The following is a 20,191-nucleotide window of genomic DNA, read 5'->3' on the forward strand; positions in this document are numbered from 1 at the left end:
GAGGGCGCGTAAAGACATCATATTAGCATTAATTGGAATGAGACGGATTTGTGCCATTTTCCAGTTCTGCCGATCCCCTCGGCTGTGGCGCGTATCTGCGGGCGCGTGCCGGGTTTTCATCCACTGACAGGAAAATCATCAACGTGATCAAGCAGCTTATCGCCAGCCAGCATGCCAATCTGAGCATTATGACGGCTTTCATGCTTGTTGGTATGCTGGGTGCCGTCGGTCTGGGGGTTGACGTGAGTCAGGCCGTGTCGATCAAGCATGAATTGCAGGGCGCGGCGGATGCGGCGGCTCTTGCGGTCCTATCGACGCAGTCATCGACCGCGAAGCAGGCCATGCAGGCGCAAGACGGCAATATGGCCCAGGCAGAAGCAGATGCCGGTCGCGTGTTCAATGCTAATGCCGGAAAAAAAACCTATATCGTGACCCGCAAGGTATCGGTGGTGAAACAAAATGGCATCCTCACCGCGACGGTCAATTTCACCGCGACGGTGCCTACCACCTTTTCCCGCATCCTCGGCCAGCCGGTGATTGAGGTCAAGGGCAAGGCGATAGCGCAGACATCAACCGCCGCCTATCGCGACTTCTATATGCTTCTGGACAACACGCCCTCCATGGGGCTGGGTGCGACCAATGCCGATATCGCAAAGATGCGTGACCTAGACAATTGTGTCTTTGCCTGTCATGTGGTCAAGGGGGGCGTCGTTCAGCCGAGCGATACCTATGGCGATGCCCGTGCCGCCGGGATCACCACCCGGATCGACATGGTCGCCAGGGCCGCCGCATCGCTGATGGACACGGCAAAGCAGGCGCGCCTCGTTCCCGATCAGTTTCGCGTCGCCCTGTACACGTTCGGCCCAGATGCGAGCAAGCGCGGGCTGACGGAAATCTCACCGCTGACCGACGATCTCGATTCCGTCAAGCCGAAGGCCACGACGATTGACCTGATGTCCGTGCCCAACAGCAGCTACGACGACGATCAGATGACGGACTTCGATAGGCGGATCGGCGATGTAGGCAAGGTCATGAGCGAAAGCGCCAAGGGTGCCAGCGGCACTGGCAGGACCGCTGACGACCCCGAAAAGATTCTTTTCTTCGTGACGGACGGTGTCAACGATGCGAACAAGCCCAATGGCTGCTCCCAGCCTCTGCATCGAGCCACGCGGTGTCAGGAACCGATTGCCACCAGCGTCTGCAACAATCTCAAGCAGGCAGGTTTCCGGATCGCGATCCTTTATACGACCTATCTGAAAATGAAGACGGATGACGGCTGGTACGAGAAGTGGATCCAGCCTTTCGATCCGCAGATTTCGCCCGCGCTGAAGGCTTGCGCATCGCCCTCGCTCTTTTTCGAGGTCAGCCCATCCGCCGGGATCGACGAGGCGATGAAGGCCCTGTTCTTCCAGGCGATCAACACACCGCGGCTTGTGGGGTAAGGCTTGCGGCGGTTGCATTCGGCCACGCCTTTGCCGCATCGCGCCTGCGCCGGCAGAAATGCGCCTCGTCAGTAGGGCGAGATGCAGCGGCGGACATCGCCGGAGAAGCTGCGATAGCTGTCGCTGACCGGATCATAGGAGCGATAGCGCGCACTGCACCACTGCGCATGCGCATCCATGGACGCACCGCCCGTATCGCCCATTTCCAGAACGGCGCCATCGTCTTGGGCGACGATGTCGGCGCTGGCGGATTGAACCTGATCGTTCATATAGGGCGAGACGCAGGGCTGGCGGCCGCCGGAAAACGGGCGGTAGCTGTTGTCGGCGGGGTCGTAGGAGCGATAGCGCTGCCGGCAATAGGCCAGATGCGCCTCGTTATAGCCAGCGCTTGCCTGGGGAAGGGAGGCCAGTGCCGTGCGCGCATCCGGTTCGGCCGATTTTTCCCGCTCCAGCTCGGCCAGCCTGACTTCGGAGGCCTTTCCGCGCGCGATCATCTGCGAGTCCGGCGCCTCGCGCTGATAGCCGATATTGGCAGGATCCACCCTGTGCGGGATCGAGGTCCAGAGCGGTGCGCCGAGATGATCGAAATGGTGGGTGGGTTCGCCGTTTGAAAGATGCGTAGCAGCGAACAATCCGCCTGCGAGCAAGCCGAGCGACGTGGTCATGGCGAAGGTGAGCGACAGAAGGGTCTTCATCGGCGCATTCCATTTTCGATCGACATCATGTCGACAGGTCCGGGCCTCATCGGAGCTGGCGGATGATGCCGGCCCTCCTGCCTGTCCTGCTGCTTTGCGTCTGCCTGTGGATTTCCTGGGCCAAGAACGAACCAGCGCCGAAAGGGTTCCGCAACAGGGTCGTGGAGCCGCTGCAAAGGCGAAATCCGTGGCTTTCCATCTGTGCCGCCCGTGCACCCGGCCTGTTGCGTCTCAGAATGGCAACAGCATGGTGCTCTCGTGGCGGCAGAGCTCTCGTAAGCTCTAGCCGCGCGTGAAGAATTCCTTCTAGGATAAGCAAATGCTGAGGAACGCCGCTTATTGAGAGGCGTGGCGCGGCATGGTGGCCGAGGCCCGACAAGGAGTGGATTTATGGCAGGTGGCAGTTTCTCCTTTCCGGTGGCCGAGGACCGCGCCGCAGTGCTCGGCGAGATCCATGCCCGGCCCTCCGCCCTGCTGGAATGCCCGCGCGTCATCTTCCAGCTCGCCTTTATGATGACGGACGGGCCATCGGCACATATTGCCTCGCTCGCGGAGCTGTCGCGCGCCTGCGGTGTTTCCCCGCCGGCCACCGATGCCCGCCACCACACACTGCCTTTCGCCACGGGCACGCTGCGCTGGGAGCGGCATACGGAATTTTCGACCTGGTTCTGGGACGGGCCCGTGCCCGACAATTTCGGCGATACCGTGAACCTGCATCCCTTCGGCGACCGCTTCATCCCGCCCGGGCCGATGATCTCCGGCATGCGCGTGGAGATCCGCGCGGAGGATTTCGACCAGGGCAGCGCGGTGTTCGACGAGGTGAGCACTTGCGCCAGCGCCGTGCGCCGGGGCCAGGCGACGATCCGCACCGATTTCCGCCAGGATGGCGACGGGCTCACGCGCTTTTTGTTGATTGACAAGGGCCTGTCCCCCGCCGGGCGCGGCTCGGTCGTGCAGCGCCTGTGCGACATCGAGACCTATCGCACGCTCGCCATGCTCGGCCTGCCGCTGGCGCAGGGCCTGTCGCCGCAGATCGCCCGCATCGAGAGCGAATTCGCCAAGCTGACCGAGAAGATGCGCCGCACCGCCCATGGCGAGGCCGACGCGCTTCTGTCGGAGGTGACCGAGCTCGCCTCGGAGCTGGAGGCGCATGCGGCGGCCAGCCTTTATCGCTTCGGCGCCAGCCGCGCCTATTACGATATTGTGCAGGAACGCCTGCAGTCTCTGGGGGAGGTGCCGACCTCCGATCACGAGACCATCGGCACCTTCCTGGAAAAGCGGATGGCGCCGGCCATGCGCACCTGCCGCTCGGTGGAAGAGCGCCAGGCCAATCTTTCGCGCAAGCTGACGCGGGCGACCTCGCTCATCCGCAGCTGGATCGATGTCGAGCTGGAGCGGCAGAATGCCGGCCTGCTCGCCTCGATGAACCGCCGCGCCACCCAGCAGCTGCGCCTGCAGCAGACGGTCGAAGGCCTGTCGGTCGCCGCCATTTCCTATTATGTCATCGGACTGATCGGCTATGTCGCCAAGGCGCTGCCGCATGATACGGAATGGCTCGACCCCTCGGTACTCACCGGTATCTGCGTGCCCTTCGTCGTCCTGATCGTCTGGTACGGGCTGAAGCGCATGCGCAAGGCCCACAGCGTGGATTGACGACAGCGCGGATTGACTGCGGGTCCGTCGCCGCGCGTCAAGAGGACGAAGCGCGCCCGGGATTGCCCTTGCACGCCATGCAGTGCCTCTTTGCAACCGCCGGCCGGCTGACCTATATCGGGCCTGGATGTTCCGCGGCTGCCTGCGGGAGCGATCCGGTTCACCGCATCCGCCTGAAGAGAGCGCCATGTCCGACAGCTTGACCGCCGCACCCATTTTCCCGCCGGCCGGTGACTGGCCGCGCCAGCGCTCCAGCCTGCTCGACTGGCTGATGCTGGAGACCAGCGACGAGCGGTTCATCGACAATATCTTCCACGAATTGTGCCTGCGGCTGGTCAAGGCCGGCGTGCCGCTGGTGCGCTCCAGCCTGCATTTCCGCATCCTGCATCCGCAATGGATCGGCGCGCGCATTCTCTGGCAGGTGGACCGCGACGAGCCCGATATCGCCACCTTCGAGCATGGGGTCGAGGACAGCGCCGCCTATCTCGAAAGCCCCATCAATGCCATTCACCAGGGCGCGGAAGAGATCCGCCGCAGCTTCTGGCGGACGGATTATGCCAATCCCGACTTTCCCTTCTTCGCCGATCTGAGAGCGGCTGGCATCACCGACTACGTCGCCTGGCCGCTCAAGCACACATTCGGCCATCGGCATGTGCTGTCCTTCGCTACCGATGCGCCAGAGGGCTTCGAGCCCGAGCATCTGCAATTGCTCGGCGATCTCATGCCGGCCCTGGCGCTGGTCAGCGAAATCCGGCTGAAGAATCGCCTGGCGCGCACGCTGCTGGAAACCTATGTCGGTCCGCATGCCAGCGGCCAGATTCTTGCCGGCGCCACCACGCGTGGCAGCGGGGTGACAGTAGGGGCCGCCATCCTGATCTGCGACCTGCGCAATTTCACCGAGATTTCCGACCACTGGCCGCGTGACGAGGTGATCGGGCTGTTGAACGGCTATTTCGATGCGCTGTGCGAGCCGATCGAGCAGCAGGGCGGGGAAATTCTGAAATTCATGGGCGACGGCCTGCTGGCGATCTTCCCGCTCGATACGCCGGGCGCCTGCGCGCGGGCGCTGACGGCGCTGCAGGAAGGGCGGCGGCGCCTGGAGGCGGCCAATGCCGAAAGCCTTGCCGCCGGCCATCCCGCACTCGCCTATGGCATCGGCGCGCATGTGGGCGATGTCATGTATGGCAATATCGGCTCGCGCCTGCGGCTCGATTTCACCGTCATCGGCCCGGCGGTCAACACCGCCTCGCGTCTGGAAACGCTGACGAAGGAGGTGGGGCGTCCGATCCTGGTTTCCGAGGCCTTTGCGGTTGCAGCCGAGGCCGGCGACCGTGTCGAACCGCTCGGCGCCTTTCCGCTGCGCGGGCTGGACCGGCCGGTCGAGGTCTATGCGCTGAAGCCCTAACGCGGCCGGGATCGGGGTCGATCGAGGGTGCGGCCGCCGCCGCCCGGTATCGCTCCCCCTTCTCAGGTCAGATCACGACCTGTTCGCCGATCTCCACCACCCGGTTGGCCGGCAGGTGAAAATAGTCCGAGGGGTCGATGGCCGCGCCCGCCAGCGCGATGAACAGCCGATCCTGCCATTGCGGCATGCCCGACTTGGCGTCGCCCACCAGCTTGCGCCGGCCGAGGTAGAAGGAGGTCGACATGATCTCGAACTTGAAGCCCGCCTTGCGGCACTGGCCGAGCGCCCTGGAGACGTTCTGGGTTTCCATGAAGCCGAATTTCAGCTCCAGCTTGGTGAAGCGCTCGGAGATCTTGGTGAGCGTGAAGCGCTGGTCATCCGGCAGATAGGGCACGCCGGCGGTCTTGATCGTCAGGATGACATTGTGCTGGTGCAGCACGTGATTGTGCTTGAGATTGTGCAGAAGCACTGCCGGGGTCTTGTCCGGCACGCTGGTCAGGAACACGGCCGTGCCGGGCACCTGGACCGGCGCGTGGTCCGACTTGCGCTCGATCGAGGCGATGAAGGCCTCCAGCGGGATCTCGTGGCGCGCGGTCTTTTCGCGCAAAAGCATGGTGCCCTTCCGCCAGGTCCACATCATGATCATGATCGCAGCCGCGATCAGCACCGGCACATAGCCGCCATCATGGATTTTCAGCAGGTTGGCGGCGAGGAAGATGCATTCCAAGAGGAACAGCGGCAGAAGGCAGATTGCCGCCGTCACCGGCCTCCAGCCCCAGACGACGCGCAGGAACTGGAAGGCAAGAAGCGTGGTGACCACCATCGCCCCGGTGACGGAGATGCCATAGGCCGTGGCCAGCGATTCCGACGAGCCGAAGGTAAAGATCAGGATCAGCACGCCGACCAGCAGCAGCGTGTTGACGGCCGGCACATAGATCTGCCCCGTATTGGTCTCGGAGGTGAAGCAGACCTCCAGGCGCGGCAGGAAGCCAAGATGGATCGCCTGACGGGCGAGCGAGAAGGCGCCCGTGATCACCGCCTGGCTGGCGATGATGGTGGCGAGCGTGGCCAGGATGACGACCGGCAGCAGCGCCCATTCCGGGAACATGAGATAGAAGGGGTTCTCGATCTTTTCCGGCTGGTCTAGCACCAGTGCACCCTGGCCGAGATAGTTGAGCGCCAGCGCCGGAAACACCAGGATGAACCATGCGACCTGGATGGGCCGGCGGCCGAAATGGCCGAGATCGGCATAGAGCGCTTCCGCCCCTGTCACGGTCAGGAAGACGGCGCCGAGAACGATCAGGCCGACGAAGCCGGCATGGCCGAGAAAGCCGATGGCGTGCAGCGGGTTCAAGGCGTGCAGGATGGTGTAGTCGTCGGCGATGTGCACCGCGCCGCCGATGCCCATGACGAGAAACCAGAGGACCGTGATCGGCCCGAAGAAATTCGACACGGCCGCCGTCCCGCGCGACTGCACCATGAACAGCGCCACCATGATGGCCACCGAGATCGGCAGCACATAATCCGACAGAGCGGGGGTGACGAGCTTCAGCCCCTCCACCGCCGAGAGCACCGAGAGCGCCGGCGTGATCATGGCATCGCCGATGAACAGTGCTGCGCCGATGATTCCGGCGAAGAACAGCACCTTGTTGTAGCGGCTGGCCTTCTTCATCAACAGTGCCAGTAGCGATAGCGTGCCGCCTTCGCCGTCATTGTCGGCGCGCAGCAGGAACAGCACATATTTGAAGGTGACGATGATGGTCAGCGTCCAGACCATCAGCGAGATCAGGCCGACGACCTCCTCATGGCTGACGCCATCATGGGAGAAGGGGCGCAGCGCCTCGCGAAACGCGTAGAGCGGGCTGGTGCCGATGTCGCCATAGACGACGCCGATCGAGCCGAGCAGCAGCACGAGAAACTTGCGCATGTCCGTCGTCTGCGGGGCGGAATGGGGGGTGGATGTCGTCATGGTCTTTCTAGTCCGCGCGCGAACCGCTCGCGCGGTCAAGGGAGGAGGTGAGAGCGTAGGAGCCTGTCGTCATCAAAGGCAGCCGGCAAGAGGGGGGAGGCGCATTGGGGATCACGCAAGGCTGTTCACGAGCACGCCCGCAAGAGCGGCCAGGCCGAGCAGCGGCATGACCGAAAGGCGCAGCGCGAAGACGAGGACCGCCGCGCCTGCTGTCAGACAGAGCGCGATCGGCTGGAGCGAGGTAAGGCGGGGCAGATCGAGGGCGACCGGCCCCGCCTGCCAGGTGAGGATCTCGGCAAAGAGCGCATGGATGGCGAACCACAGCGCCAGATTGGCAATCACCCCGACCACCGCGGCCGTGATCGCCGACAACGCGGCCGAGAGCGATTGGTTTCCGCGCAGCCGCTCGATGAAGGGCGCGCCGAGAAAAATGAACAGGAAGCAGGGGACGAAGGTGACCCAGGTGGTCAGCACCGCGCCGAGCGTGGCGGCTTCCAAGGGCGAGAGGATCCCGGGCTGGCGGTAGGCGCCGAGAAAGCCGACGAATTGCAGCACCATGATCAGCGGCCCCGGCGTGGTTTCCGCCAGCGCCAGCCCGTCCAGCATTTCGCCCGGGCGCAGCCAGCCATAATGGCCGACGGCCTCCTGCGCCACATAGGCCAGCACGGCATAGGCGCCGCCGAAGGTGACCACCGCCATCTTCGAGAAGAACAGGCCGATCTCGGTGAAGACATTTCCGGGGCCGAAGACGAGCCATGTCGCGACCACGGGCGCGGCCCACAGGAACGCGAGGATGGCGGCCATGCGCAGCGACCAGCCGACCGTCGGCCGGGCATGGGCCGGCACGCCGTCTCCCAGAAGCGAATGGTCCTCCAGGCCCGCGGCAGGATCGGCGGCGGCGGGCTTTGCGGCAAAGCCGGGCAGGCTCAGCTGCGCGGCAAGGAAGCCGAACAGGCCGGCCAGCAGAATGACGAGCGGAAAGGGAAGCCGCAACACGGCCAGCGCCAGGAAGGCGGCCACCGCGATGGCGACCTGGAGGCGGCCCTTCAAGGCGCGCCGGGCAATGCGCAGCAGCGCCTGCAGCACGATGACCAGCACGGCGGCTTTCAGGCCGAGAAACACGCCGCCGAGCAGGGTGGTGCCGCCGAACAGCACATAGACGAAGCTGAGGCCGAGAATGGCGAGGAAGCCGGGCAGGATGAAGAGAAGGCCGGCGGCGAGGCCGCCGCGCACGCCATGCATCAGCCAGCCGATATAGGTGGCGAGCTGCTGCGCTTCCGGTCCGGGCAGGAGCATGCAGTAATTCAGCGCATGGAGGAACCGCTTTTCGCCGATCCAGCGCTTTTCATCGACCAGAATGCGATGCATCAGCGCGATCTGCCCGGCCGGGCCGCCGAAGCTCAAAGCCGCGATGCGCGCCCAGACCGCCAGCGCCTGGGAAAAGGAAACGCCATGGGTCGGCACGGCGGTGCCGGCCGGCAGCCTTTCGCTCGTCTGGACCAAAGCGCGTCCTTCCGTCCAATTGAAGCCTTTTCGTGGCAAGCCATAGGCGTTTCCAAGGCGGAGAGCAAGACCGGTGCCCGCCTTCTGCTGTGCACGCCCGCCCGCAGACTGCCCTGAACAGGGCCCTGCCGGGGCTCGTCGATCGAAACCTATCTGCTTCTATCCGCAAGGCTTGGTGTGAGGTTTGGGCTGAGACTGGCGGGGCCGAATTTCTCGGGCCTATGCGGGGTCGGCCTGTCCGGCTCCATGCGGGGGGCGGCGAATTCCTCCAGAATTGGGCAGTCCGGCCGCTGGTCTCCATGGCAGTGATCGACCAGATGCTTCAGCGTCTGCGTCATTGCGGCAATCGCCTCGGCCTTGCGCTCGAGATCGGCGATATGCGCCTGCGCAATGGCGCGCACATCGGCGCTGGCGCGGTCCCGGTCGCGCCACAGCGCCAGCAGCGCCTTCATCTGCTCCACCGAGAAGCCGAGATCGCGGGCGCGGCGGATGAAGCGCAGGCCGTGCACGTCCTCCATGCCATAGGTGCGATAATCGGCCTGGCTGCGGCCGGCCGGCGCGATCAGGCCGATTTTCTCGTAATAGCGGATCATCTTGGCCGAGACGCCGCTCTGCCGGGCCGCTTCGCCGATGTTCATGGTCCAGCTCCTCTGTTTTGTCTTTATGGGGTCAGGCGGCGCAGGCGCAGGGCATTGGCGAGCACGAAGACGCTCGACAGGGCCATGGCGCCCGCCGCCAGCACCGGTGACAGCATGAGGCCGAAGGCGGGATAGGCAAGGCCCGCCGCCACCGGGATGAGCACCACATTATAGGCGAAGGCCCAGAACAGGTTCTGCCGGATATTGGCAAGCGTCGCCCGGCTGATCGCCAGCGCGCGGGCCGCGCCGAGCGGATTGCCCTGCAACAGCACCACATCAGCACTTTCGATCGCCACATCGGTGCCGGTTCCGACAGCAATGCCGACATCGGCGGCCGAAAGTGCCGGCGCATCATTGATGCCGTCGCCGACAAAGGCCACAGGGCCGCCCTTCTGCTGAAGGCTACGGATCGCCTCCAGCTTGCCCGAGGGCAGCACCTGCGCCATCACCCTTTCGATCCCCAGGCGCCGGGCGATCGCCTCAGCCGTGACGCGGTTGTCGCCGGTGATCATCGCGAGCGAAACACCCTGTGCCCGCAGCGCCGCCAGCGCCTCTGCCGCCTCAGGCCGGATCGGATCGGTCACGGCGAGCATGGCCGCGGCCCGCCCGTCGATGGCGAGATAGACCGGGGTGCAGCCTTCCGCCGCCAGACGGCGGGCCTCCGCCTCGAAGGGCGTTAGATCGAGGCCCCGCGCAGCCAGCGCGCGGTCGGCGCCGATCATCACGCTCTGCCCCTCCACCATGGCCTCGGCGCCCAGTCCGGGCAGGGCGGCAAAATGCGAAGATGGCGGCACGGCGATCCCGCGCTCCAGGGTCTCCGTGACAATGGCGCGGGCGATCGGATGTTCGGAGGCCTGCTCCACCGCCGCCGCGAGCACCAGCGCCCGGTCCTCATCGACGCCGGATGCAGTAACGATATCGGTCAGGCGCGGCCGGCCTTCGGTCAGGGTGCCGGTCTTGTCGAAGGCGAATTGCGTGACGCCGCTCAGCGTCTGCAGGCTTTCGCCCTTGCGGAACAGCACGCCGAGTTCGGCCGCGCGGCCGGTGCCGACCATGATCGAGGTGGGCGTGGCGAGCCCCATGGCGCAGGGGCAGGCGATGATCAGCACCGCCACGGCATTGACCAGAGCAAAGGGCAGGGCAGGCTCGGGCCCGAGAAGTAGCCAGGCGAGGAAGGTGACTGCCGCCACGACGATGACAGCCGGCACGAACCAGGCCGTGACCCGGTCGGCAAGCGTCTGGATCGGCAGCTTGGCGCCCTGGGCGTCCTCCACCAGCGAGACGATCTGCGCCAGCAGCGTCTCTTCTCCCACATGGGTGGCGCGGAAGGTGAAGCTGCCCGTGGTGTTGACCGTGCCGCCGACCACGCGGTCGCCCGGCGTCTTTTCGACCGGAACGGGTTCGCCCGAGATCATCGATTCATCGACGAAGGAGCTGCCGTCAAGCACGGTGCCATCGACGGGCAAGCGCGCGCCGGGGCGGATGCGCAAGGTGTCGCCCAGCTGGACCTCGGCCAAGGGAATCTCCCGAAAGCCGCCGTCGCGCAGCACTTCCGCGCTCTTGGCCTGAAGGCTGGCCAGCCGGCGGATGGCCTGGCTGGTGCGCCCGCGGGCGCGCGCTTCGAGAAGCCGCCCGAGCAGGATCAGCGTGACGATCACGGCGGCGGCTTCGAAATAGACATGGTCGGTGCCGGCGGGCAGGCGCTCCGGCAGGAAGGTGGAGAGGCTGGAATAGGCCCAGGCCGCCGTGGTGCCAAGCACCACCAGCGCATTCATATCCGGCGCCAGCCGGAAGAGGGCGGGCAGGCCATGGCGGAAGAAGCGCAGGCCCGGTCCGAACAACACGGCGCTCGCCAGCAGGAATTGCAGCACACGGCTTTGCCTTATGCCGATCTCTTCCATGATCCAGCCGTGCAAGGCGGGGCTGACATGGCTGCCCATTTCCAGAACGAAGAGCGGCAGGGTCAGCACGGCAGCAATCCAGAAGGCGCGGGCGAGGCTCTTGCGCTCGGCTGCGCGCCTGCTGTCGCCATCTTCTGCCGCCTTGCGCGCGCCCGCTGCCTTCAAGGCGCGGGCTTCGTAACCTGCCTTGGCCACCGCGGCGACGAGCAGATCCGACGCCAGACCCTCCTCGGCCGTCACCGTCGCCCGCTCCGTCGCCAGATTGACCGCTGCCCGGGAAACGCCGGGCACGGCTTGAAGCGCGCGCTCGACCCGGCCAACGCAGGAGGCGCAGCTCATGCCGGAAATCGACAGTGTCGTGATTGCCGCATCCTGCGGCTCGCCGCCTTCCAGCAGCGGGGCGGCGGGTGAAGGGAGAGAGATCGTCATGGCGTCACCATTCCGGCCCAAGGGGCGCGAGCCCCGGGACCTTCTCATCAAATGACCGGTTCGGCGGAAACAGCCTAGGTCAGTCGCTCAGAGTGGCGGCATAGCCCGCCGTTTCGATCGCCTTGCCGAGCGCTTCGGCCGGCAAGGCGGACTCGACGGTCGCCGTCTTCGTGGTGAGATCGACGGCGGTCTCGGCCTTGGGGTCCACCTCCGCGATGGCGCTCGTCACGGCCTTCACGCAATGGCCGCAGCTCATGTCGGGAATGGAAAAATGATAGGTCATGGCACTCTCCTTGAGCGGGCGGCCCGTTGAAGCAACAGCAACGAGCCGCGGTCTGACATAAGAGATGGGGCTTCCCATGGTGGGAAGGTCAAGGGCCATGGAGAAAATTCGGCGTGCCGAAGAAGCATGGCGCACCGGAGCCGCGGAGAAGGGCGCCCAAAATCAGAAACGCCCAGAAACAGAAAAAGGCCGAGTGATAAACCCGACCTTCCCCCAAACCGTCTCAACAGCTTGTGCCAGTACATCCGTGGTCACGCTGCTGGAAACGATGTCTGACCCTAAGATGGGGTCTTATTCGTCCTGTTCAAGAGCCTGTCTGGCTTTTGTTTTTGGCCGGACCCACACAACGCTGTTTCAATGCGCGGCAAGCGGCATGGCCGTCTTCACGGGGTAGTCCCAGTTCTCCCGGGCAAATTCCACCGCAGCGGCTTCGGCGCTTTCCTTGGTCCTGAATTTCTCGCGCAGCACATGGCTGCGGTTCTTGCATTGCAGGAGCACGCTCCCGCTGCGGAAATCATACTGGACTTGCAGTTGATCCGATGCCTTCATGGCTTCCTCCCGATGCGTCATGCTGAGCGCGCCGGCGTCTCCTCGCTGGCGCTCTCCATTAACTAAGATGTCGCGCCGCAGTTGCAAGGAAGGGTAAGAGAAATATTTCCTTTTCTGCGCTCGGCATGGGCTTGGCAGGGGGTAGGCGGGCGGCGTCCATCAGCGATCGTGCAAGCCTGCGCTCGACAAACTCCCCTCGATGCTCTATGAGACGGCCAATCCGCGCGGCGGGCCCCTTTGGCCCGAGCGCCGCTGACGTCGGGCGATCCGATGTCACCCGCACCTCCATTCCGAAAGACAGATGATGATGAGTGAGTTCGAGGGCGTCGTTCCGGCGATTGCCGACGCTTTAGCCAAACGCGGCTATTCGACCCTGACGCCGGTGCAGAAGGCGGTGCTTTCGCCTGAGATGGACGGGCGCGACGCGCTCGTTTCCGCCCAGACCGGCTCGGGCAAGACGGTCGCCTTCGGCTTGGCGGTAGCGCCGACGCTGCTCAAGGGCGAGGGCCGTTTCGGCCGCGCCGGCGCGCCGCTCTGCGTCGTCGTCGCCCCCACGCGCGAGCTCGCCATGCAGGTCAAGCGCGAATTCGAATGGCTCTATGAACTGACCGGCGCCGAGATCGCCTCCTGCGTCGGCGGCATGGATGTGCGTACCGAGCGCCGGGCCTTGGAGCGCGGCGCCCATATCGTCGTCGGCACGCCGGGCCGGCTGTGCGACCACGTGCGCCGCGGCGCGCTGGACCTGTCGAAGACCCGCGCCGTCGTTCTGGACGAGGCCGACGAGATGCTCGATCTCGGCTTCCGCGAGGATCTCGAATTCCTGCTCGACTCCGCGCCCGCCGACCGGCGCACGCTGATGTTCTCAGCCACCGTGCCGAAGGCGATCGCCAATCTGGCCGCCAGCTATCAGCGCGACGCTCTGCGGCTCGCGACCCAGGCCGAGCAGAAGCAGCATGTCGATATCGATTACCAGGCGCTGGTCGTCATCCCCGCCGACCGCGAAAACGCGATCATCAATCTCCTGCGCTATCATGATGCGCAGAATGCCATCGTCTTCTGCTCCACCCGCGCGGCGGTCAATCATCTGACGGCGCGGCTGCACAATCGCGGCTTTGCCGTCGTGGCGCTGTCGGGCGAGCTGAGCCAGAGCGAGCGCACCCATGCGCTGCAGGCCATGCGCGACGGGCGCGCCCGCGTCTGCATCGCCACCGACGTGGCGGCGCGCGGCATCGACCTTCCCGGTCTCGAGCTGGTCATCCATGCCGATCTGCCGACCAATCCGGAAACGCTGCTGCACCGTTCGGGCCGCACCGGCCGCGCGGGCTCCAAGGGCATCAGCGCGCTGGTCGTGCCCACCAGCGCCCGGCGCAAGGCCGAGCGCATCCTGCGCGAAGCTCGCATCGAGGCCAACTGGACCCGTCCGCCGTCGGCCGACGAGGTGCTGAAGCGCGATGACGAGCGCGTTCTGGCTGATCCCTCGCTCCTGGAGCCGATTGGCGAAGACGAGGCGAGCCTGGCCGCCGAGATCGTCGCCCGCTTCACCCCCGAAGTGATCGCCGCCGCCTTCGTGCGCCGCCTGCGCGCCGGCCGGTCCGCCCCGGAAGATCTGGTCGAGGTCAGCGCCGCCGCAGCTCCGCGCGAGCGTGGAACCCGCGACCGCGCCGAAGGCAGCTTTGAGCCTTTACCGCGCGCGCCGCGTGAAAACTTCGGCGATGCCGTCTGGTTCGAGCTTTCGGCCGGCCGGCGCGACAAGGTCGAGCCGCGCTGGCTCATTCCCGTCATGTGCCGCATCGGCAAGATCACCAAGCAGGAGATCGGCGCCATCAAGATGCAGCAGGACGTGACCTATGTCGAAATCGCCCGCGACTGGGCGGAGCGTTTCAGCTCGGCGCTGGGTCCGAAGGGCCAGCTCGAGCGCGGCATCACGGTCAAGGAACTCTCCGGCGCGCCGGATCTGTCCGACAGCCGCCGCCCGGCCGCCAAGAAGCCGTTCCAGCGCGATGGCGCCAGCGATTTCCGCGAGAGCCCCAAGGGCGGCAAGCCGGCCTGGAAGTCCGATCGGCGCGAAGGCGAGGGCGCCAAGCCCTGGAGCCCCAAGGGTCCGCGCGCGGAAGAGGGCGGCCGTTTCGAGCGCAAGGCCGCCGACAGCCGCAGCTTCGAGAAGAAGGGCTATGAGCCCCGCGGTGAAAAGAAGGCCGGCGGCAAGCCGTTCAAGAAGGGCCCGAAGGCCTGAGGAGAGATGCGGAAGCCTGGCGCTTCCACATGTTCTGCTGGCTGACGACCTCACGCTCCACGACATAATGATCTGTGAACGCGTCTGGCTCCCTCATCTGACCCTTCGGGCCCTCTTCTCCCCGCTGGGGAGAAGAGAGGTGCAGCGCCGCCCTCGCCAGGCGTCTCCAAAAAGAAAATGCGGCTTATGCATTTTTCCCACCAGGTCTGATGGAGGCGATGTCTGATCGGCTGGGTCTCGTCTCCCCATTGGGGGCGAAGGACGAGACGCGCGGCTCGTGTCCGGTCGGATGTCGGCAGGCAGAAGACAGGAAATTCTCAGGATAACGTCAGAATTTTGAGAGTTCGGGCGAACAGGATCATCACGCGCGACGTTATCCTCGGGCTTGTCCTGAGGATCTGCTTCCGTCAATCAAATCAAGATGTTGCAGATAACAGGGACAAGCCTGAGCATGACGAAGCGAGGGCTTCGCGCATCTGGCAAGAAGGTTCAGACATCGAGAAGCGATCCATCACATTCTTACGATAGGGCTGACACGGCTGCCAAGCTTTGCGTCCTATGCCGTGCTTATCGGACGGCATCGTCCTGAGGCCGTCTCAATCCTCCGAATAGCGCTCTTCCGTCCAGGGATCGCCGCGCATGTGGTAGCCGTTCTTCTCCCAGAAGCCGGCGCGGTCGGCCGTCATCAGGTCGATCCGCTCGATCCACTTGGCGCTCTTCCAGAAATAGAGGTGCGGCACCACGAGGCGCACCGGCCCGCCATGCTCGCGCGTCAGCGGCGCGCCTTCCCAATGGGTGGCGAGCAGCGCGTCTTCCACGGCAAAATCGGCCAGCGGCAGGTTGGTCGTGTAGCCGTCAAAGCTGCGCAGCATGACATGGGTCGCTTCCGGCTTCGGTCGGACGAGGTCGAGAAGGTCATGCACCGAGACGCCGCGCCAGTGATTGTCATAGCGCGACCAGGTGGTGACGCAGTGAATGTCGGAGACGAAGCTGGATTGCGGCAGGGCCTGAAAGGCCTTCCAGTCCAGATGAACCGGCGTTTCCACCGCGCCTGACACGTCGAGCGACCAGCTGGTCGGCGCGATCATCGGCTGCTGTCCGAGGTCGAGCACCGGCCAGTTCTGCACCAGATGCTGTCCCGGCGGCAGACGGTCATCGCCCGCGCGGGTGACGCGGCCGGTGAGAAACCGGCCTTCCTCGGCCCAGCGGCGCTTGGTGGTGGTCAGCTTGGTCTCTGTTAGAAGGGCCGCCTCGGCCCCTTCGTCATCCTGCATCGCCGGCACTCCTTGATCGCGGATCTGATGGCGGATCGTGATCGCCTGTCCCTGCCGGCAGATGTGGAATGACAAAGGGCCTCCGTCAAGGAGGCCCGGCAGCATGGCAGATAGAAGGGGCAGTGGCGGCTGCGCTGCCCCCTTGAGTTTAAGCGAGAATGCCGGCCTCGCGGGCGGCGGCGGTGAAGGAGCGATGGGCCGCCTTCGGCGTGCGGATGCCATCAAGGGCATCAAGGCAATGCTGGAAGGCGACGCGGTAGGCGCGGTCATGGCTGCCCGGCCAACGGCGCAGAAATTCCAGGGCATCCCAGGCAGTGGAAATAATGATTTCCTGGCTCTGACGTGCGATGACGCGAACCGGATTGGGAAAACGCTTGTAGCTCATAAACACCCTCATGCGTGCGCGGCAGGCGTCCGATCGGATCGGAAGGCGTGCCGGCGTCAGTCTCGCCCGGATCCCCGATTCGCGTGATGCGATGAGGACAGGCCGCCCGGTAACGCGCGGGTGCGACAGCGGTTCCAAAGATCCAGAAAAAATCCGAGATGACGCCAGCTTCTCCCGGGAAATCCGCCGCATATGACGCTTCGACGACGAAGGCCGGTGTCCCGTCTTCGGGACGGCCGGGCGTCAGAGGCTTTGCAGCAGCGCTTCCTTCAGGTCCGAGCCGGTCTTGGCGCGCAAATCGAGATCGGCCTCGATATGATCGATATGGTGTAGCATCATTGCCGTGGCCTCATCGATCGCGCCCGTCTCGATATGGGTGACGATCGCCTCATGCTCCTGATGACCGCAGCTCGAAATCGCCGACTGGCCATAAAGCGCGATCACCAGGGAGGAGCGGGCGACGAGTTCGTCCATGAAGCGGCGCAGCACCGCATTGCCGGCCATATCGGCGAGCGCCAGATGGAAATCGCCCGAGGCCTTGATCTCGGCGCGGCGCGCATGCTGCCCGCGCGCCTCGATCAGCCGTTCTTCCTCCTTGAGCAGATGGCGCAGCGCGGCGATTTCCGCCGGGCCGATCCGCCGCGCCGCCTCGGCCAGGATGCCAGGCTCCAGAATGCGGCGCGAGGCGAAGATCTGGCGTGCTTCCTCGAGCGAGGGCGAGGCGACGAAGGCGCCGCGGTTGCGCTCCACCACCACCAGCCCCTCATAGCTCAGCGCCTGCAGCGCGCTGCGCGCCAGCGTCCGGCTCACCTTGAAGATCGTGCCGACATCGGCCTCCGACAGCTTGGTGCCGGGCGCGAGCCGACGATCGACGATCGCGTCGCGCAGGGCGTCGCGGATGGTCTGGCTCGTGACCTCGGTGGTGTCCTCGACAAGCGTGGCAGTGGGGTGTGTCATCGTCATGGATCAGCCGTCTCATGGATCCGCCGGCAAGGAAAGGCGGATGGAGCGCGGTGGCTCGCCTCTTTGCCGCTGCCAGCTTGGCCCTGCCGGATCCTTTCCGTCCTGGCCGTGTCCTTATTTTAGCGCCAAACGGACGACGGGTTAAGGGCGTTTTTGTATCTGATGACAGCTAAAATTGTATACGATCTGCGGAGAATTTTGACGGCAATCCGATCAAAACTTAAGCAAACCATAAGGGCAGCCAGGCGCTGCACATTTTCAAGTGTTTGAAATCGCTGCTTCTGGTCAGGGAAGCATCCTTCGTCTTCGACTTGGCACGGTTGATGCATTGTTAAGGCCGCGACGAAGGAGAAGCTTGATGTCCAAAGCCGCTGAGATCGACATTGTATCCGTTTCGAAGGTTTATGGCGCCACCACCGCGGTGCATGCCATCTCGCTGAAGATACCGCCCGGCAGCTATTGCTGCTTCCTCGGCCCCTCGGGCTGCGGCAAGACCTCGACGCTGCGCATGATTGCCGGCCATGAGAGCATTTCATCGGGCGATATCCGTCTCGGCAATGTCGTGGTCACCGATTTTCCGCCGGCCAGGCGCGGCACGGCGATGATGTTCCAGTCCTACGCGTTGTTTCCCCATCTCGACCTCGTCGACAATGTCGCCTTCAGCCTGAAGATGAAGGGCGTGGACAAGGAGGCCCGGCGCGCCAAGGCGCTTGAGATGCTCAAGCTGATGCAGATGGAGCCCTATGCCACGCGCCGGCCGGCGCAATTGTCGGGCGGCCAGCAGCAGCGCGTGGCGCTCGCCCGCGCCCTGATCACCGATCCGGAAGCGCTGCTGCTCGACGAGCCGCTCTCCGCGCTGGACCCTTTCCTGAAAATCCGCATGCGCGCCGAGCTGAAGCGCCTGCAGAAGGATCTCGGCATCACCTTCGTCCATGTCACCCACAGCCAGGAAGAGGCCATGGCGCTGGCCGATCTGATCGTCATCATGAATGACGGGCGCATCGAGCAGGCGGCGAGCCCGCGCGAGGTGTTCGAGCGGCCGGCCACCGCCTTCGTCGCCCGCTTCATGGGCGATCACAACGTCCTGTCCGGCCGCGCCAGCGCCAGCGACATGGACGGCATCGTCGCCTTCGAGACCGCGGGCGGACATGTCTTCCGCGTTCGTGGGCCTTCGATTGCCCCCGGCATGCCTGTCGATATCGGCATCCGCACCGACCGCGTGCGGCTCGGTCCGGCGGCGGCCGATGCATCGGGCTTCAACGGCGTGGTCTCGAATGTCGAATATCGCGGCGCCTCGGTGAAGCTCACCGTGATGGGCGCCGGCAGCGACGACTTCACGGTGATCCTCTCCGATGCCGATTATTTCGCCGCGCCTGCTGCGGTCGGCGATGCCGTCGCGCTCAGCTGGGCGCTCGACGACGCCGTGCTGCTCGGCAGCGTCGCGGCGTAAACGCCCGGCTCTGACCGGACAGATCCAATCATCCATCATCGTTCATGACAACAGAGGGAACAGACATGACGACGGAGACCAAGACCAGCAAAGCCACGGCCGGCCTGACCCGGCGCTCGCTCCTCAAGACAGGGGCTGCCGCCGTCGGCGCCGTGGCCGGCTCGGGCGCCATCACCGGCTTCCCGACCATCTGGGCGCAGAACCCGATCACGCTGCGCCAGTTCGGCACCGGCGTCTCGAACATCAATGCCATTGCCGAGAAGTGCAAGGCCGATCTCGGCATCACGCTGGAGATGACCGCCACCGACAGCGATGCCGCCGCCCAGCGCGCCGTGACCCAGCCCAAGTCCTATGATGTCGCCGACATCGAATACTGGATCCTGAAGAAGGTCTATGCCTCGGGCGTGATCCAGCCGATGGACGTGAAGAAGCTGAAATATTTCGACAAGGTCGTGCCGCTGTTCATCACCGGCAAGCTGAAGCCCGACAGCGTCATCGCCCAGGGCACGGCGCCGCATACGGTCGGCTTCGTGGAAAAGCCCGGCGACAAGAAGTTCGCCAAGGAACCGACCCAGTGGTTCACCATGATGCCGACGATCTACAATGCCGACACGCTGGGCATCCGCCCCGATCTCGTCGGCCGCGACATTTCCAGCTGGGCCGACATTCTCGACCCCGCCTTCAAGGGCAAGACCTCGATCCTGAACATCCCCTCGATCGGCATCATGGATGCCGCCATGATCATGGAAGCCTCCGGTAAGATCAAATATGGCGACAAGGGCAACATGACCAAGGCGGAGATCGACAAGACCATCGATTTCCTGATCGCGACCAAGAAGGCCGGCCAGTTCCGCGCCTTCTGGAAGAGCTTCGACGAGTCGGTCAACCTGATGGCATCGGGCGAAGTGGTGATCCAGTCCATGTGGTCGCCTGCCGTGGCCGCCGTGCGCTCCAAGGGCATCGCCTGCAAATACCAGCCGCTGAAGGAAGGCTATCGCGCCTGGGGCGGCGGCCTCGGGCTGGCGTCCCATCTCACCGGCGCGCAGCTGGATGCGGCCTATGAATATATCAACTGGTACACCTCCGGCTGGGTCGGCGCTTACCTCAACCGCCAGGGCTATTACTCCGCCTGCATGGACACGGCCAAGGCGCATATGTCGCCGGACGAATGGGGCTACTGGATCGAAGGCAAGGCCGCCCAGGGCGACATTCTCTCGCCCGAAGGCAAGGTGATGGAGAAGGCCGGCGCCGTGCGCGATGGCGGCTCCTTCGAAGACCGCATGGGCAAGGTGGCCTGCTGGAACTCGGTGATGGACGAGGACCGCTACATGGTCCGCCGCTGGAACGAGTTCATCGCCGCCTGACGCTGCCCCGGAGCGCCGGTCTCCTTCAACGGGATCGGCGCTTCGGGCCCTTTTA

General features: G+C 64.8%; 16 protein-coding genes. 6 read left to right on the forward strand and 10 right to left on the reverse strand.

All coding sequences use genetic code 11. The annotated features are described in order from the left end of the window. Nucleotides 1–50: 50 nt before the first annotated feature. Nucleotides 51–1,442 carry a pilus assembly protein TadG-related protein gene (locus tag BJF92_RS03985; RefSeq protein WP_245294654.1) on the forward strand — a complete coding sequence of 464 codons (1,392 nt, stop codon included), beginning with the start codon at nucleotides 51–53 and terminating at the stop codon, nucleotides 1,440–1,442. A 68-nt stretch (nucleotides 1,443–1,510) separates the two neighbouring features. Here the strand turns inward: BJF92_RS03985 and BJF92_RS03990 are convergent, their stop codons facing one another. After that, nucleotides 1,511–2,137, reverse strand: a complete 627-nt coding sequence (locus BJF92_RS03990; RefSeq protein ID WP_075633487.1) for a BA14K family protein — start codon at nucleotides 2,135–2,137, stop codon at nucleotides 1,511–1,513. Between the two features lie 390 nt (nucleotides 2,138–2,527). On the opposite strand from BJF92_RS03990, the gene BJF92_RS03995 reads away from it, so the two are divergent. Together BJF92_RS03995 and BJF92_RS04000 are read left to right on the forward strand one after the other, a co-directional pair. Then, complete coding sequence (locus BJF92_RS03995) at nucleotides 2,528–3,790, forward strand: DUF3422 family protein (RefSeq protein WP_075633488.1); 1,263 nt, start codon at nucleotides 2,528–2,530, stop codon at nucleotides 3,788–3,790. 187 nt (nucleotides 3,791–3,977) lie between these two features. Then, nucleotides 3,978–5,195 carry an adenylate/guanylate cyclase domain-containing protein gene (locus BJF92_RS04000; RefSeq protein ID WP_075633489.1) on the forward strand — a complete coding sequence of 406 codons (1,218 nt, stop codon included), beginning with the start codon at nucleotides 3,978–3,980 and terminating at the stop codon, nucleotides 5,193–5,195. 67 nt (nucleotides 5,196–5,262) lie between these two features. Here the strand turns inward: BJF92_RS04000 and BJF92_RS04005 are convergent, their stop codons facing one another. The 6 genes from BJF92_RS04005 to BJF92_RS04030 form a co-directional block, all read right to left on the reverse strand. Continuing rightward, complete coding sequence (locus BJF92_RS04005) at nucleotides 5,263–7,164, reverse strand: potassium transporter Kup (RefSeq protein ID WP_075633490.1); 1,902 nt, start codon at nucleotides 7,162–7,164, stop codon at nucleotides 5,263–5,265. A gap of 111 nt (nucleotides 7,165–7,275) precedes the next feature. Then, nucleotides 7,276–8,667: a chromate efflux transporter gene (gene chrA / locus BJF92_RS04010; RefSeq protein WP_075633491.1), complete on the reverse strand. Its 1,392-nt coding sequence runs from the start codon at nucleotides 8,665–8,667 to the stop codon at nucleotides 7,276–7,278. Nucleotides 8,668–8,816: 149 nt separating this feature from the next. Beyond that, nucleotides 8,817–9,305, reverse strand: coding sequence for a Cu(I)-responsive transcriptional regulator (gene cueR / locus BJF92_RS04015; RefSeq protein WP_075633492.1), 489 nt, complete (start codon nucleotides 9,303–9,305; stop codon nucleotides 8,817–8,819). A gap of 23 nt (nucleotides 9,306–9,328) precedes the next feature. Then, entirely contained in the window at nucleotides 9,329–11,635 is a 2,307-nt protein-coding gene (locus BJF92_RS04020; protein WP_075633493.1) for a heavy metal translocating P-type ATPase, read from the reverse strand. A 79-nt stretch (nucleotides 11,636–11,714) separates the two neighbouring features. Continuing rightward, the gene (locus BJF92_RS04025; RefSeq protein WP_075633494.1) at nucleotides 11,715–11,918 is read right to left on the reverse strand and encodes a heavy-metal-associated domain-containing protein; all 204 of its coding nucleotides are present in this window, start codon (nucleotides 11,916–11,918) and stop codon (nucleotides 11,715–11,717) included. Nucleotides 11,919–12,272: 354 nt separating this feature from the next. Further along, entirely contained in the window at nucleotides 12,273–12,467 is a 195-nt protein-coding gene (locus tag BJF92_RS04030; protein ID WP_139790450.1) for a hypothetical protein, read from the reverse strand. Between the two features lie 307 nt (nucleotides 12,468–12,774). Here BJF92_RS04030 and BJF92_RS04035 point away from each other — a divergent pair, with 307 nt between their 5' ends. Then, the gene (locus tag BJF92_RS04035; protein ID WP_075633917.1) at nucleotides 12,775–14,700 is read left to right on the forward strand and encodes a DEAD/DEAH box helicase; all 1,926 of its coding nucleotides are present in this window, start codon (nucleotides 12,775–12,777) and stop codon (nucleotides 14,698–14,700) included. A 596-nt stretch (nucleotides 14,701–15,296) separates the two neighbouring features. On the opposite strand, the gene BJF92_RS04040 is transcribed toward BJF92_RS04035, so the two are convergent. The 3 genes from BJF92_RS04040 to BJF92_RS04050 all read right to left on the reverse strand — a co-directional run bounded on the left by BJF92_RS04040 (nucleotide 15,297) and on the right by BJF92_RS04050 (nucleotide 17,322). After that, entirely contained in the window at nucleotides 15,297–15,974 is a 678-nt protein-coding gene (locus tag BJF92_RS04040; protein ID WP_075633496.1) for a sulfite oxidase-like oxidoreductase, read from the reverse strand. A 148-nt stretch (nucleotides 15,975–16,122) separates the two neighbouring features. Next, nucleotides 16,123–16,359: a DUF982 domain-containing protein gene (locus tag BJF92_RS04045; RefSeq protein WP_075633497.1), complete on the reverse strand. Its 237-nt coding sequence runs from the start codon at nucleotides 16,357–16,359 to the stop codon at nucleotides 16,123–16,125. Nucleotides 16,360–16,602: 243 nt separating this feature from the next. Beyond that, on the reverse strand, nucleotides 16,603–17,322 hold the full coding sequence (locus BJF92_RS04050; protein ID WP_078057832.1) for a GntR family transcriptional regulator: 720 nt from the start codon (nucleotides 17,320–17,322) through the stop codon (nucleotides 16,603–16,605). A gap of 358 nt (nucleotides 17,323–17,680) precedes the next feature. Between BJF92_RS04050 and BJF92_RS04055 the strand changes: the two genes are divergently transcribed. Further along, a complete protein-coding gene (locus BJF92_RS04055) occupies nucleotides 17,681–18,772 on the forward strand; it encodes an ABC transporter ATP-binding protein (RefSeq protein ID WP_075633498.1) in 1,092 nt (363 codons plus the stop codon). A 65-nt stretch (nucleotides 18,773–18,837) separates the two neighbouring features. Beyond that, a complete protein-coding gene (locus BJF92_RS04060) occupies nucleotides 18,838–20,136 on the forward strand; it encodes an ABC transporter substrate-binding protein (protein WP_075633499.1) in 1,299 nt (432 codons plus the stop codon). Nucleotides 20,137–20,191 lie beyond the last annotated feature (55 nt).

The organism is Xaviernesmea rhizosphaerae (assembly GCF_001938945.1).
In the GTDB taxonomy this organism is placed as follows: Bacteria; Pseudomonadota; Alphaproteobacteria; order Rhizobiales; family Rhizobiaceae; genus Xaviernesmea; species Xaviernesmea rhizosphaerae.

Bases quoted from the DNA above. Each gene is read 5' to 3' on its own strand.
- BJF92_RS03990 (WP_075633487.1), bottom strand. From the start codon at position 2,137: ATGAAGACCCTTCTGTCGCTCACCTTCGCCATGACCACGTCGCTCGGC.
- BJF92_RS03995 (WP_075633488.1), top strand. From the start codon at position 2,528: ATGGCAGGTGGCAGTTTCTCCTTTCCGGTGGCCGAGGACCGCGCCGCA.
- BJF92_RS04000 (WP_075633489.1), top strand. From the start codon at position 3,978: ATGTCCGACAGCTTGACCGCCGCACCCATTTTCCCGCCGGCCGGTGAC.
- BJF92_RS04005 (WP_075633490.1), bottom strand. From the start codon at position 7,164: ATGACGACATCCACCCCCCATTCCGCCCCGCAGACGACGGACATGCGC.
- cueR (WP_075633492.1), bottom strand. From the start codon at position 9,305: ATGAACATCGGCGAAGCGGCCCGGCAGAGCGGCGTCTCGGCCAAGATG.
- BJF92_RS04020 (WP_075633493.1), bottom strand. From the start codon at position 11,635: ATGACGATCTCTCTCCCTTCACCCGCCGCCCCGCTGCTGGAAGGCGGC.
- BJF92_RS04025 (WP_075633494.1), bottom strand. From the start codon at position 11,918: ATGACCTATCATTTTTCCATTCCCGACATGAGCTGCGGCCATTGCGTG.
- BJF92_RS04030 (WP_139790450.1), bottom strand. From the start codon at position 12,467: ATGAAGGCATCGGATCAACTGCAAGTCCAGTATGATTTCCGCAGCGGG.
- BJF92_RS04035 (WP_075633917.1), top strand. From the start codon at position 12,775: ATGAGTGAGTTCGAGGGCGTCGTTCCGGCGATTGCCGACGCTTTAGCC.
- BJF92_RS04040 (WP_075633496.1), bottom strand. From the start codon at position 15,974: ATGCAGGATGACGAAGGGGCCGAGGCGGCCCTTCTAACAGAGACCAAG.
- BJF92_RS04045 (WP_075633497.1), bottom strand. From the start codon at position 16,359: ATGAGCTACAAGCGTTTTCCCAATCCGGTTCGCGTCATCGCACGTCAG.
- BJF92_RS04050 (WP_078057832.1), bottom strand. From the start codon at position 17,322: ATGACGATGACACACCCCACTGCCACGCTTGTCGAGGACACCACCGAG.
- BJF92_RS04055 (WP_075633498.1), top strand. From the start codon at position 17,681: ATGTCCAAAGCCGCTGAGATCGACATTGTATCCGTTTCGAAGGTTTAT.
- BJF92_RS04060 (WP_075633499.1), top strand. From the start codon at position 18,838: ATGACGACGGAGACCAAGACCAGCAAAGCCACGGCCGGCCTGACCCGG.